This is a genomic window from Fervidobacterium gondwanense DSM 13020 (genome assembly GCF_900143265.1).
Classification (GTDB): domain Bacteria; phylum Thermotogota; class Thermotogae; order Thermotogales; family Fervidobacteriaceae; genus Fervidobacterium; species Fervidobacterium gondwanense.
The window spans coordinates 109,155-123,032 of sequence record NZ_FRDJ01000005.1 but is presented as its reverse complement, the minus strand read 5'-3'; the positions used below and the strand labels follow the sequence as shown (position 1 = coordinate 123,032).

The following is a 13,878-nucleotide window of genomic DNA, read 5'->3' as shown; positions in this document are numbered from 1 at the left end:
ATTGAGTTGATACTTTCATACTTTGGAGGTGAAACTTATGAAGAAACTCAAACTTGGCAACGAATTGGAAGTTTCCGTTATTGGCCTCGGTTGTATGAGAATCTGGAATAAACCGCTGAATAGCATTGAGGAGCTTGTTTCAACATCTTTAGAACTTGGAATAAATTTCTTTGACCATGCGGATATATACGGTGCTGGTAAATCTGAAGAAGTGTTCGCACAGGTTGTGAAGAATCTGAAAATATCGAGGGACAAGATAATAATCCAGACCAAGTGCGGAATTAGGAATGGATTCTACGATTTATCGAAAGAACACATCGTCACATCTGTTGAAAAAGCTCTGAAAAGATTGCAAACAGACTATATCGACATACTCCTGCTCCACCGTCCTGATACGTTGATGGAGCCAGAAAAAGTTGCAGAAGCATTCTCATATTTACACTCAAAAGGTTTAGTCAGATACTTTGGCGTGAGCAATTTCAATCCGATGCAGATCGAATTGCTAAGCAGTGCGTTGAATTACAAGTTGCTCACAAACCAGCTCCAGCTAAGTTTGACAAACACGGGGATGATTGATTTTGGCATATTCACTAATACGAAGTTCCCGCAGTCGGTTAACAGAGACGGAGAAGTGCTCGAGTACTGCAGGCTCAAAGGAATAACGATTCAGGCATGGTCACCGTTCCAGTATGGAAACGAACAAGGTAACATACAGGGCGTGTTCATAGACGATCCCCAATTCCCAGAGCTAAACTTGAAGCTCGAAGAACTTGCAAATAAATATAACGTCTCAAAAGAGGCTATTGCAACAGCATGGATTCTGAGGCACCCTGCGAAAATTCAACCGATAGTCGGCACGACGAGTGCAGAGAGGCTTAGAAAAATCGCCCAAGCGGTCGGAGTTAATCTAACAAGACAAGAATGGTACGAACTCTACAGCGCCGCGGGAAACAGGATACCGTAGACTTCGTAGAAATGGTAGCAATGTAAATAAACGAAACAATTGGCATGCCATCAACTTGGCTTTAACCGTATTCTGTTCGCACACTACTTGTCATTGTGATTATACAATATCACGTTCAAAAAGATTACTTGAACGTGATATATGGTATAATATTTAGGTGTGCGTCACATTAATTAATCCATGTTAAAAAGGAGGCATCAGGCATGAAAAAGCTCTTCAAGTTCTCAACCGCCACGGTGGTAGCGTCTGGTATTGGTGCTGCGATCTTTATGCTTCTGTTCATGTTCGTTAAGATCCCATCACCAGTTCCACAGACGAGTTTCCAAACTGCTTACGGTTTTGCACTCTTCTTAGCTACTCTTTACGGTCCTATTGCAGGTGGGCTTTCAGCTTTCATTGGACATGCGCTCAGCGATGCGATCCAGTATGGTTCTCCGTGGTGGAGCTGGGTTATCGCAAGCGGTATAGCTGGTTTCATATTCGGATTGGGTTATAAGTTCACAAAGCTTGAAGAAGGGGAATTCACCTTTAAGGATGCACTGAAAGTGAATCTTTTCCAAATAATTGCCAATGCTATATCTTGGCTCGTCATAGCACCTGTGCTCGACATAGTGATATATGCAGAGCCAGCGGATAAGGTTTTCATCCAAGGTGTCACAGCCGCAATTATGAACATCATCAGCGCTGGTGTGATAGGTACGTTGCTTATCTTCGCTTATGTCGCGACCAAACCAAAGAAGGGCAGCTTAAAAAAGGCACAATAAAGGTTGATGATTTTCTAAGTATTAACCCCCAGCAGGTATGTGCGCTGGGGGTTTTCATTTAATCATCAAGCTCTTCTCTATGTTCCTCCCACCATTTCTTCCATTCTGAATAGTTCAGACCAAATTTCTGACCGGTTATTTCCTCAAGGATTTGTAACGCAGTCTTGCAAACACCTTCATCTTTATCCTCCAAAGCTTGAAGGATTGCTTCTACCGATTTTCTATCACGTTTGCTACCTAAAGCCTTTATTGCTTCTTTACGCACGTAAGTACTTTCATCTTTGATCCCTTTGCAAAGTAAGTTATACGCGATATCTTCATCTAAAGCACGAACCTTTGCGATACCCCAAATAACTGCGCCACGAACTTCTGTATTTTCATCATTTAAAGCTTCAGCAAGTATGTTTAGTGCATGTTCTCCACCTATGTTTCCTATAGCCTCAGCTGCAGTTCTGCGAACCGCGTAATCCTTATCCCTCAGCAATGCAGAGAGAGGTCCAATAGCTTTTGGGTCACCCACCTCACCGAGCGCCTCTGCCGCTGACCATCGGATACTGAATATTTCGTCGTTCAATGCTTCGATAAGTGGCTCGACCACTCCTGCCCCACCAATCTTTCGAAGAATTTGGATAGCAAGCCACCTTATGTTCGGCTCTTCGTCTCTGAGTAATTTCCTAATCAAATGCACGACGCTGAAATCTGATATCTGAAAGAGTCCTTCTTGAGCTAAGAGTCTAACATCCGGATCAGGATCTTTTAAAGCTGTAAGGAGAGCTTCTACCGCCTTCGGGCCGCCTATTTTCAGAATCGATTGCGTAGTAATCTTTCGAATATCCGGGTTGCTGTCAAGAAGAAGAACTTCGAAAGCATCTAAGGCAGCGTAATCTCCTATCTTGCCAAGTGCCTCAATAGCAGATTTTCGAACTTCGAAATTCTCATCTTTCAACACTTCGATTAGTGGTTCAACTGCGCTCATGTCGTTAATATTTTCCAACGCTTCGATTACTGCTTTTCGAACTTTCCAGTCCTCATCTTTTAGTTTTTCGGCAAGCAGAGGTACAGCACTAACATCTCCTACTTTTCCAAGCGCCTCGGCAGCAGCTCTTCTCACGTTTGGAGACGAATCTTTTAAGGCCTCCTTTAAAATTTCTACAGCGGTCCAATCGCCTATTTTTCCAATAGCCTCTATAGCAGCCAACCGAACCCACGAGTCATTGTCTTTTAGCAGTTCGCTGAGTGCATCAATTGTTCCAGAATCTCCTATAGCCCCCAACGCTTCAGCAGCTGCAATTCTTACGGTTGGAATTTCGTCTTTTAAAGCTTCAATAAGACTATTTACTACTTTCCGATCTTTAATTTTCCCAAGTGCTTCTGCAGCAGCTTTGCGAATTTTCCATTCTTCATCTTTCAACGAATCAGTAAGCAGTTCAGAAACTTTTTCGCTATCTATCGATGCCAAAGCTTCTATCACTGATAGACTTATATTAGGATCCTTGTCTTTTAAGAGTTGTCCAAGAGGTTCTATTATTCTTTTGTCCTTTGTTCTACCAAGTGTCCTGATGGCAATTAAACGGATATCGTTATTCTCGTCTTTCAGCACTTTTATGAGTGGTTCTATTATTGAGATATCATCTATCTTCTCGAGAGCTTGAACCACTGCAAGGCGTACACTGGCGTCTCTATCTTGTATTAATCGAGAGAGCGGCTCAACAGCTTTTAAGTCCCCTATCTCGCCAAGTGATTTTATTGCTACTTTTCTTACATTGGAATCTTCGTCTTTTAACAAGTCGATAAGTACCTCAACAGCTTTAGTGTCGTGAACGTTTCCAAGGATTTCTGCAATTGTTATACGTGTATCCATGTTTCCATACTTTGCTGCCCGTAAAAGCGATTCTGTTACTGAAAGTCCTGATTTAATAGCTTGTTGAAGTTCAATCTTTGCTGCATTCCGAACTTGGTAATCTTCATCGTTCAAGGCTAAGATAAGGTAGTCTATTATCTTTGTGTCTTTTATTTTTCCAAATGCACCCACAACAGCCTTTCGGACGGATGAGTCGCTGTCTTTTAGAGCTCTCGATAATATATCAATAGCTCCAGGACCTCCAACCTCACCTATGGACCAAGCAGCGGCTTTCCGTACGTTGACAACTTTGTCGTTTAGAAGGGGTATCAAGTGTCTAATTGCTTCGGGTGTTTTTATTTTTCCAAGAGAACACGCTGCTGCTTCACGAAGCACATCGTTTCTGTTTTTGGACAGCCTAACCAATGCCTCTATAGCTTTCGGATTTCCCATTTCGCCCAGTATAACCGCCGCTCTTCTACGCATTTCTTCATCCAGTGTCTCGTCTTCTAATGTTAAAATGAGCGTTTCGAGAGTCTTTTCGTCCCATGCACGAGAGCGTTTTTGTACATTTTTCTCTTGATCGAATGTCAAAAAGGTATCTAATACATTCCCAAAGTCCACAGATTCTTGGAAGGATTTTTGCAATTCGCCGTATTTTGATGAAGTCTTGTCTTGGAGCGTAATGAGTAGAAGTTGCTCAAAAGCAGTGTTATTGCCTAACTTGACAAGTGCATCTGCTGCTGCCATCCTTACTGTTGGTTCTTCGTCTCTTAAAGCTTTTGCAAGCGCGTCCGATGCCTTGCTACAACGTATCTCTCCAAGTGCCCAAGCCGCACTCCTTCTGACGCTACCATCTTCGTCATTCAGCAATTGAATCAATGCATCTATCGCACTTTCACTTCCAATATTCCCAAGCGCTTGTGCCGCAGCCTCTTTTATCTCCGGTTCTTTGTCATTTAGTAAATTAATCAATGGCTGAACTGTTCTAAAATTTTTGCTTTTTCCAAGCGATTCAATAACAGCAAGTCTTAAACCTTTGTCTGTATCATTAATTTTTTCGATAAGAGCCGTCACGGCTTTTTCAGATCCAATTTCGCCAAGAGCCCACACAGCTGCCTTTTTAATCGCCAGATCTCGTTCCTTCAGAACACTAACGAGTTGCTCAACAGCTTCATCTTCCCCGATTTTTCCAAGCGCTTTTGCTGCGGCTTCTCTAACTGCTAAGTCTTCCTGTTCATCCATCAAAATTTCAGCAATCACTCCAGTAACCCTTATATCTCCAATCTTCCCAAGCGCTTCAACCGCAGCTTTTCGAATCTTGACATCTTCTTCATTCAACATATCAACGAGGGCTTCCGTAGCTATCATTTCTCTTATATTTCCAATAGCATCCACCGCAGCTTCGCGCACATTTATTTCTTCAGCAGTATTTCTTACCACCTCAATCAAAGAATCTACAGACGATACATCGCGAATTTTCCCAAGCGCTTCAACAGCTGCCTTTCGCACTTTCCAGTCATCATCTTTCAATTTTTCGATAAGCATGCCAACAGCTCTTTCATCGCCTATCATCCCAAGTGCTTCCGCAGCAGCTATTCGAACATTACTAATTGGATCAACGAGTGCATCAATAAGCGATGGCACAGAAGATGGATCATTCATATTCGCAAGAGCCTTTGCAGCGCTAAGTCTTATCCAAGAATCTTCATCTTTTAAAGCATTAACGAGTATATTCGTAACCCTTTTATCCCATACGTTTCCAAGTGTTTCAACAGCAGCTCTTCTCACACTCGGGTTTTCGTCTTTTAGTGCCTCTTCGAGGTAATCAATCGCTCTCTGATGTCCAATATTCCCAAGAGCTTCAACCACCGCTTTTCGAACTTTCCAATCTTTATCTCCCAGCAATTCGACAAGTGAATCGAATACTTTTGGATTTCCTATTGAATTTAAAGCTTGCACGGCTGCCAATCTTATATCAGCACTCTTGTCCTTCAACAGTTTCTCAATGGCATCTACAGCCTTCGGCGCTCTTATATTCCCAAGTGCCTGAACGGCTTTTAACCGAACGCTCATATCATCATCATCGAGTGCTTCGACTAAAGGAGCAACAACGTTTGAAGTGTTCAAATTGCCGAGGATTTCAACTAACGATTTTCGAACTTCAATATTCTTATCTTTTAGTGCCATGAAGAGTACTTCATTAACAGGTAACCCTGCCTTTAGCGCGTTGAAGATACCTATTTTCGCTTCTACACGCACTACATAATCTTCGTCTCTCAAGAATAAGACAAGCAATCCGACTACGCTGGGATCGTTTATCTTACCAAGAGCTTCTGCTAAGACTTTTCTGACTGTCGGATCCGTATCGGACATAGACTTTGCAAGTGATTCGACGGCCTTCGGATCACCAATGTTACCAAGCGCCTTTATGATAGCTTTTCTTTTATCGGAATCTTTATCCTTGAGAAGTGGAAGCAAGACTTCAATGCCTTTCACTATGCCGAGGATTTCGAAGATAACGGATTCGAATTCGTAGGTAGGCAGATTTTTTGAGCCTGCGGGAGGGATTTCAATAGAAAATCTGAATTTTTGTGCGTTACCTGATACCTTTAATGTTACAGTTCCTTCTATCTTGTTTGGTAACTCCTTCGTTTCTACTATCAGCTCTGCATCAGCGCTTTGAAAATCACCTTCGACAACCTTGAGACTTCCATACGTTTTGAGTATGTTCTTAGCTAATTTAAAATAATTTATGATTGCTTTTCTAAAGAAGCCAAACCGTTTTTCTACAGCACCTTCATTAACGGTAATTTTTACAGACTTAATCTCCTTACCAAGTAACTCTTCGCTCCTTTCTGACATAAACGTCAGCTCCTTTGAGCTTTCTAAATTGTCTATATATTATCGGCGATATAATATTTTAGCACACCTTCCTAGTATTCTACACACCAAATCGTCTAAATGGTGAAAAATTATCTACTTGTATATATGCATATATTGAACTGAGAATGCCACGGTGGTATTATATGTTCGTAAAGAAATTAAGAAGATGTCTAACTTGCGTAGGAGGAATAAAAAAGTGGAACCGATTATAGAATTTAAAAACTTCACGTTTAGGTACCACGTTCAGTCTGAACCGACGCTGTACGATATTAACCTCAAGATATTCCCGGGCGAGAAGGTACTGATACTGGGTCCAAGCGGGAGTGGAAAGAGTACTCTTGTCCACTGCCTCAACGGGCTCATTCCTTTCGCTTACAAAGGTGAAATAACTGGTAGCTTGAAAATCAAAGGTTTTGAAACGCGAGAACTCGATATTTTTAAATTATCGAAAATCGTTGGAACAGTCCTCCAAGATACCGACGCTCAATTCGTAGGACTTACTGTCGGCGAAGATATAGCCTTTGCTTTAGAGAACGATAACGTGCCGCACGAAGAGATGAAAAAAAGAGTCGAAGAAGCAGCGAAGATGGTCGGAATGGAGAAATTTTTGAACCATTCACCGTTTGAAATATCCGGTGGGCAGAAACAAAGAACAACAATTGCAGGTGTGCTTGTTGATAACGTCGATGTACTCTTGTTCGACGAACCGTTGGCAAACCTCGATCCTGCAACTGCTAAGAAAGCTATGGAGATAATAGATGAACTCCATACCAAAACTGGTAAGACAGTAATAATTGTTGAGCATAGATTAGAGGATGTGCTCCACAGGGAAATTGACAGGGTTATCGTACTAAAGGACGGAAGGATAATATTCGACTCAAATCCGCACGAATTGATGGAAAGCGATGTATTGTCAAGCGCTGGATTAAGAGAACCGCTGTACGTATCTGCTTTGAAGTACTCAGGTTTAAAGATTTCTAAAGAAATTAAACCGGGCTACATATCCACTTTAAGCCTTCCAGATAAAGAAAAGGAAAATGTTAGAAAGTGGTTTAACAGCAATTCAAAGGATGTTCAAAAAATGACCGATGAATCAGAGCCTATTCTAAGGGTAGAAAATCTGAACTTTTCTTATGAAAGAGGTAAGCCTGTTCTGAAGAATATAAATCTTGAAATAAAAGACGGAGAGATGATTTCGATAGTTGGAAAGAACGGTGCCGGAAAATCGACATTTGCAAAGGTGCTCTGTGGCTTTGTAAAGGAAGATTCAGGAAAGATCATCTACAAAAACGAGATTTTGAACAATATGACGATAAAAGAGCGAGCTCAGTTCATAGGTTTTGTGATGCAGAATCCTAACCAGATGATAACAAAACCTATCGTGTACGATGAGATAGCGCTCGGGCTGAGGCTCAGAAAAGTTCCGGAGGATGTGATTGAGAGAAAAGTGGACGAAGTTGCCCAAATATGCGGACTTAAGCCGTTTATTAAGTGGCCCATTTCTGCACTCAGCTATGGACAAAAGAAGAGAGTTACAATCGCTTCGATTCTTGCGTTAGATCCGAAGATAATCATTTTGGACGAGCCAACTGCTGGGCAAGATTTCAGCCACTATTCCGAAATTATGGAGTTCCTCGCCGAGCTCAATTCGAACGGGATAACAATCATACTTATAACCCACGACATGCACTTGATAATGGAATACACGCACAGAGCTGTCGTTTTTGCAGATGGTGAAATCGTGGCAAACGATGAACCGTCGAAGATACTTACGAATTTTGAAGTTATCGAAAAGGCGAATTTGAAAGAGACTTCGCTGTACTCTTTAGCAAACATCGTCGGAATAAACGAGACTTCAGAGTTCGTCCAGCACTTCATAGATTACGACAGGACGGTGAGAAAGAGCCATGCAAGAAAAGCTGATAATGTACACATCTGAAGAAACTTTTATACACAGGCTATCTGGATTGACGAAACTCATATCCTTTTTGGTTCTCACCTCGGCAGTTATGTACACGTACGATATTAGAGTAATCGTCGGCATACTGATATTCTCGTTTGCACTGATGAAGGTAGCAAAGATAAAGTTCTCAAAGGTAAAGACAATGTTCTTGTATGTTTTCATCTTCTTGCTCTTGAACGAATTTATAACTTTTCTTTTCGCACCTACTGAAGGAGTTAAGATATTCGGAACGAGCCATGTTCTTTTTGAGCTATCTTCAAGATACGTCGTCACGCTCGAGCAGATATTCTACCAGACAACGAAGTTTCTGAAATACATTTCGGTCATACCGCTCGGTATGATATTCCTTTTCACAACAAACCCGAGCGAGCTTGCTTCATCGCTTAACCGGATAGGCGTTCACTATAAGGTAGCGTACGCATTCGCACTAACTTTGAGGTATTTCCCAGATGTTCAGAGGGTATACACAGATATAAGCCTTTCACAGCAAGCCCGAGGCGTTGACCTATCATATAAAGCGAAGTTCAAGGATAGATTTAAGCATTCTCTCTTGATTTTGATACCTCTCATATTTTCAAGCCTCGAAAGAGTTGAAAAAATAAGCAATGCAATGGATTTGAGAGGTTTTGGAAAGCACAAAAAAAGAACATGGTATACGACGAAGAAATTAAGAAAGGAAGATTACGTAGCCCTCGTCATATCTGGAATGGTATTATTGATTTCGGTACTTATCGGCATGTTCGTAAACCATGGTAGGTTCTATAATCCCTTTATTTAAACTGAAAGGAGTAAATTATGAAACTTCAAAAGTTCCTTCAGTCGAAGGGTTATTCGCGAAGAATGGCTGATAAGCTTGTATTTAATGGTGAAGTCTCTGTAAATGAAAAACAAGTTTTTGAGCCTTGGTACGAGGTTAATTTTGGTGATAAAGTGCAAGTGGAAAATAAGAATTACACGTTCGATGATAGAAATCAAGATTACTCGTACTATGTACTCCACAAGCCTAAAGGATACTCAACAACACTTTCCGACCCAAAACAAAAGCACACAGTAGCAACGCTCTTGCAGGAAAAGAATCTACAGCATTTGAACCATCTCAAGCCAGTTGGAAGGTTGGACAAGGATGTAGAAGGAGTGGTTATATTAACTGATGATGGAGATCTAATAAACATACTCACGAGTGCAAGGTACGGCGTGGAAAAGGTTTACGTTGCCAAAGTGCGAGGAAAGGTTAAGAAAGAAGATTTGGAAAAGTTGAGGAATGGGATTGAAGACAACGGAGACTTCTTAAAGTGTGAAAATGCTGTTGTAATTGAGATGCATAAAGATTATTCGATTGTAAAGGTAACAATGATAAAGGGCAGAAAACATGAAGTCAAAAGATTGTTCTCATCAATTGGTAATCCTGTGGTCAATCTGATACGGATAAGTCATGGACCTGTTGATATCACCCTTGTTCCAAACCCTGGCGATATAGTGGAGATTCGAGCGAATGTTTTAGACAAGCTCTTAGAGATTAAAAAGAAGAATCAAAACAAAGTCCGTTCATGATATAATTCAAAAGTGAACATCAAACATTAGAAGAAGGAGGTTGAGAGTGAGATGAAAAGGATAAACCGCGTTGTTAAGTTGGTACTCTTTGTGGCGCTCTTCGTGTTGGTGGTTTTTGTTTTAAACGCGTGCAACAGACAGTCGACACTTCGCATATACAACTGGGCAGATTATATTCCTCAAGAAGTTATTGAGCAGTTTGAAAAAGAGTACAACTGTAAAGTCATATACGATACCTACGCATCAAACGAAGAGATGTTTGCAAAAATAAAATCCGGTGGTTCTGGATACGATATAGTTTTCCCGTCCGGAGACCACGTTAAGATGATGATAAATGAAGGATTGCTCGAAAAGCTCGATTTGAACAAAATCCCGAACTTCAAAAATTTGTCCGAAGTTGTCCTTTCAAAGACAACGTACGATCCTAACCACGAATACTCTGTTCCTTACATGATGGGAACGACGGGTTTAATTGTTAATAAGAATTACTTAAAAGAATACGAAAAATCTTGGAGTATATACGAAAGGGAAGATTTAAAAGACAAAATTACACTCCTCGACGACATGCGCGAAGTTTTCGGTGCTGCGTTGAAATACTTAGGATATTCTGTAAACACAACAAATCCTGAAGAGATAGAAAAAGCTAAGGAAGTAATATTGAACTGGAAGAAGAATATCGTGAAATTCGACGCTACAACTTACGCACAAGGCGTTGTGAACGGTGAGTTCTGGGTTGTACACGGTTATCCTGAAAATGTCTTCCAGCTAATTCCGGAAGAAGGAATGGAGAATTTTGAGTTCTTCGTTCCAAAAGAAGGTGGAACGCTCTGGATAGACAGTATGGTTATATTAAAGGATGCCAAGAACAAAGAGCTTGCGTATAAGTTCATCGACTTCATACTGAGACCTGAGGTAGCTGCAAAAATCGCCGACTTCCTCATGATTCCATCACCTGTTGCTGATGCTGTAAATTACCAAGAGGTTGAACCACTTTACACAGTCGAAGAACTGGCAAATTGCGAGATTATAGACTACATAGGTGAAGCAATCGACCTTTACAACAAAGCTTGGGAAGAGATAATTAAGTGAGTATTCTAAAATGATTTATGGCAAAGCGGGGTATTTCGCCCCGCTTTTTATTTGTATATTCATCTAAAATTTTTGGCACTAATTGAACGTTTTTGGTATAAAATTGCATTAGAAACTTCAAGAGGTGATAAGTGTGGTTCAGGTGCTGAAAGAACAAGTTGAATCGGCAGTGAAGTTGTATGAAAGTGTTGAGGATTTCCAAAACATTGATAAAGCTCTGAAGAAAATTCGAAACACATTTCCAGATTTCTCATTGCAGTCAAGTTTGGTAAAAGTGGCTGTTGTAAATTCTTTGTACAACACGAATATCTTTCGAACGCTCGATGTCGCTAAGCACATTTCAGAAGTCGTCGCAAGCGATGGCATAAATTTGGAACCTGATTTTGTTGATAAATTATCTTTAATAGTCCTAAAAAGCAATGGAGACGATGGCAAATCAAAACACTACATCAGCTTCACATCTATATTCGCACACAACTTCTTGAGCGAGAAGTTTCCAATATATAATTCCTTTGTGACTAAAATGGTAGCGTACCATCTTCATGAAGAAGCAAAGAAATACGGTTCGTATGCAGATTTTTATCACGATTTCTACATGCTCCTTCATTCACTGGACTTCAAAACTACCGTTTCTGATATGCACAAGTACTTGTGGATATCCGGCGAGTACAGAAAATTCTGTGGCCTGAAGCCTTGGGAAAATCCGAGCCAAGAAATAAATCCGGATCTGAAAAGGATTTTCCTCAAGAAAGATGATTCTACCAAAAATCTCTTAGATGATACAGTTAAAGATTTGTACGGTCCTCTCTTTAGAGAATAAACCTAATAAAGCTCACCAGTTGCAAATGTTCTTATTAGATATCCCACCTCTCTTGGTTTCTCAACCACCACCGCATGTCCTGAGTTTGGAATCGTTATGTGCAAAGATTTCTTTATGTTTTGATATATCTCCTCACTGAATCTTTTTGGCTTTATGCCATCGTATTCAGCCGAAACTATGAGCACGGAAAATTGAAATTCCCTCACCTTTTCAAGCAAATCATACTTGTTCAGCTCAAAGAAAGCTTCGAGTAGCCTAACTGCGCCCCTGTAGTTGAAACCTTGGAGTCTTGATGAGATGATATTAGCTAAGTTTTCAAATGAACTTATGTACGTTTCGCTGTACACATCCGTTAACCAGTTTCTCACAAATATTTGGGGGTCTTCGCTTGCAGCACCATCTTTCCATCTGAGAGCCTTAACTTCCATAACAGAATCTGTTCGAGCGGTGGAGGTTATTATCATCATTGAATCAACGTACTCAGGGAACATATAACCAAATAGCATTCCTACTTCCCCGCCATATGAAGTGCCAACAATCTTCGCTTTCTTTATTCCAAGAAAATCAAGAAGTTCTTTTAAATCTAAAGTGTGTCTTTCAAAAGAACACTTTTTTGTATCGTTGCATCCAGAACCCCACTGGCATCGAAAGTTATGGAAAAGCACCGGAACTTTCTCGTTCATACCTTTAGTCAAAATCTTCCAACTCTCATAATGCATGAATATGCCATTTAAAAACACCAACGGAATTTCTGAGTGCGTATCTTGATTTATTATCCCGGTATATTCGTACTCAATTCTTGTCCCATCGGAAGTCTCAAACAGATTTTTCATGGTTAGTTCCTCCTCCTTGGCACATAACAGCATTGAAATAGCTTTGAAAGAAAAAGGGGGATTTTCATCCCCCTGATATAAATCTTTGCGTGCGTATCAGTGCTTTGCCTTCCTTGCCCTCCATCCGTGCATTGCAAGTGCGAATGCGATAACTGCATATGCCACGAATTCTCTGAAGAATTCTCCAATCTGAGGCTGACCGAAGAGCTTGTTTCCAGCGCTCGGTGCGACAACGAAGAGTGCGTGGAAAAGTATAACACCGATTATTGCGTTCCATATGCTCGCTTTTCTCACCGAAGCACCGCCAACTAACAGCGCTGCAATTGAGAACAGTCCTATCTGCTCATGACTGTTGTACGTGTTTATCGTTCCTATGTCCTGAAGATAGATAACCTGCCCGATAGCTGCTAATACGGTTGAAATGATTACCGCTATTATACGCGTCTTATCAACGTCTATACCAGATGTCCTCGCAATGTGCATGTCCTGTCCAACTGCTTTGAAATCCTGACCGAGCTTTGTTTTTAGCAAGAATGTTATAAACAAACACAGACCAACGACTATGAGCAGTGGAACCATGTAGAAATTGATAAATTTGATGTTAACAACCCATATGTTGTTAAGCGCCCCATCTAATACACCATACAAATCAACTGTGTTGCGCAACCCAACGCCTTGCGGAAGGAGTATATCTGTCTTTGAGAATGGAATCAGAGAGCCGATGAAGAACAAGAATATGAGCTGGTAAACACCATTTGCAAAAAAGCCGAGAATCATCGATGTTATCATTTCTCTTCCCTTGGCTCTGTTAAGTGTTTTACCCACGAGCCAACCTAAGAATACCGATAGAACACCTGCTATGAGCATTGAAAGGAGAACACCTTTTAGGCCCGTGATGTTCCAGTCCACGACAAAGAACATAGCAGCTTGCGCAGCCATCGCTCCGAGCACGATTGCGAAGTTGAGACCAAGACCAGCTACGACGGGTATAATCAGCGCAAGGACCAAGAATGTGTTTCTGCTGAGTCGTCTAGCTATCTCAGAAAGTAAAAATAGTGGTGGAATTTTCGCGACAAGCACAGCACCGAGTGTTAGTAAGAAGAAGACTATCGGAACTATATTGCTTATTAAAATTGATTTTACAACTTTTCCTGCGTTCTTTTCCATG

General features: G+C 40.9%; 10 protein-coding genes. 7 read left to right on the top strand and 3 right to left on the bottom strand.

Going from position 1 to position 13,878, the window contains the following annotated elements:
* Nucleotides 1-37 precede the first annotated feature (37 nt).
* Entirely contained in the window at nucleotides 38-964 is a 927-nt protein-coding gene (locus BUA11_RS06005) for an aldo/keto reductase (protein WP_072759416.1), read from the top strand.
* A gap of 203 nt (nucleotides 965-1,167) precedes the next feature.
* Nucleotides 1,168-1,728: an ECF-type riboflavin transporter substrate-binding protein gene (locus BUA11_RS06000; protein WP_072759414.1), complete on the top strand. Its 561-nt coding sequence runs from the start codon at nucleotides 1,168-1,170 to the stop codon at nucleotides 1,726-1,728.
* A gap of 58 nt (nucleotides 1,729-1,786) precedes the next feature.
* Here the strand turns inward: BUA11_RS06000 and BUA11_RS05995 are convergent, their stop codons facing one another.
* A complete protein-coding gene (locus BUA11_RS05995) occupies nucleotides 1,787-6,433 on the bottom strand; it encodes a sister chromatid cohesion protein PDS5 (RefSeq protein ID WP_072759412.1) in 4,647 nt (1,548 codons plus the stop codon).
* Nucleotides 6,434-6,650: 217 nt separating this feature from the next.
* On the opposite strand from BUA11_RS05995, the gene BUA11_RS05990 reads away from it, so the two are divergent.
* The 5 genes from BUA11_RS05990 (at nucleotide 6,651) to BUA11_RS05970 (ending at nucleotide 11,877) form a co-directional block, all read left to right on the top strand.
* Entirely contained in the window at nucleotides 6,651-8,393 is a 1,743-nt protein-coding gene (locus tag BUA11_RS05990; protein ID WP_218587314.1) for an ABC transporter ATP-binding protein, read from the top strand.
* Nucleotides 8,362-9,195, top strand: a complete 834-nt coding sequence (locus BUA11_RS05985; RefSeq protein ID WP_072759408.1) for an energy-coupling factor transporter transmembrane component T family protein — start codon at nucleotides 8,362-8,364, stop codon at nucleotides 9,193-9,195. The genes BUA11_RS05990 and BUA11_RS05985 overlap by 32 nt, the downstream gene beginning before the upstream one ends.
* 17 nt (nucleotides 9,196-9,212) lie before the next feature.
* Nucleotides 9,213-9,968, top strand: coding sequence for a pseudouridine synthase (locus tag BUA11_RS05980; RefSeq protein WP_072759406.1), 756 nt, complete (start codon nucleotides 9,213-9,215; stop codon nucleotides 9,966-9,968).
* A gap of 51 nt (nucleotides 9,969-10,019) precedes the next feature.
* Nucleotides 10,020-11,057 carry an extracellular solute-binding protein gene (locus tag BUA11_RS05975; RefSeq protein WP_072759404.1) on the top strand — a complete coding sequence of 346 codons (1,038 nt, stop codon included), beginning with the start codon at nucleotides 10,020-10,022 and terminating at the stop codon, nucleotides 11,055-11,057.
* Between the two features lie 133 nt (nucleotides 11,058-11,190).
* Nucleotides 11,191-11,877 carry a hypothetical protein gene (locus BUA11_RS05970; RefSeq protein ID WP_072759402.1) on the top strand — a complete coding sequence of 229 codons (687 nt, stop codon included), beginning with the start codon at nucleotides 11,191-11,193 and terminating at the stop codon, nucleotides 11,875-11,877.
* Between the two features lie 2 nt (nucleotides 11,878-11,879).
* Here BUA11_RS05970 and BUA11_RS05965 read toward each other — a convergent pair whose 3' ends face one another.
* Both BUA11_RS05965 and BUA11_RS05960 read right to left on the bottom strand, forming a co-directional pair.
* Nucleotides 11,880-12,710, bottom strand: a complete 831-nt coding sequence (locus BUA11_RS05965; RefSeq protein ID WP_072759400.1) for an alpha/beta fold hydrolase — start codon at nucleotides 12,708-12,710, stop codon at nucleotides 11,880-11,882.
* Nucleotides 12,711-12,806: 96 nt separating this feature from the next.
* Nucleotides 12,807-13,877, bottom strand: a complete 1,071-nt coding sequence (locus BUA11_RS05960) for an ABC transporter permease subunit (protein ID WP_072759398.1) — start codon at nucleotides 13,875-13,877, stop codon at nucleotides 12,807-12,809.
* Nucleotide 13,878 lies beyond the last annotated feature (1 nt).

Bases quoted from the DNA above. Each gene is read 5' to 3' on its own strand.
- BUA11_RS05960 (WP_072759398.1), bottom strand. From the start codon at position 13,877: ATGGAAAAGAACGCAGGAAAAGTTGTAAAATCAATTTTAATAAGCAAT.
- BUA11_RS05985 (WP_072759408.1), top strand. From the start codon at position 8,362: ATGCAAGAAAAGCTGATAATGTACACATCTGAAGAAACTTTTATACAC.
- BUA11_RS05995 (WP_072759412.1), bottom strand. From the start codon at position 6,433: ATGTCAGAAAGGAGCGAAGAGTTACTTGGTAAGGAGATTAAGTCTGTA.
- BUA11_RS06000 (WP_072759414.1), top strand. From the start codon at position 1,168: ATGAAAAAGCTCTTCAAGTTCTCAACCGCCACGGTGGTAGCGTCTGGT.
- BUA11_RS05975 (WP_072759404.1), top strand. From the start codon at position 10,020: ATGAAAAGGATAAACCGCGTTGTTAAGTTGGTACTCTTTGTGGCGCTC.
- BUA11_RS05980 (WP_072759406.1), top strand. From the start codon at position 9,213: ATGAAACTTCAAAAGTTCCTTCAGTCGAAGGGTTATTCGCGAAGAATG.
- BUA11_RS05965 (WP_072759400.1), bottom strand. From the start codon at position 12,710: ATGAAAAATCTGTTTGAGACTTCCGATGGGACAAGAATTGAGTACGAA.
- BUA11_RS06005 (WP_072759416.1), top strand. From the start codon at position 38: ATGAAGAAACTCAAACTTGGCAACGAATTGGAAGTTTCCGTTATTGGC.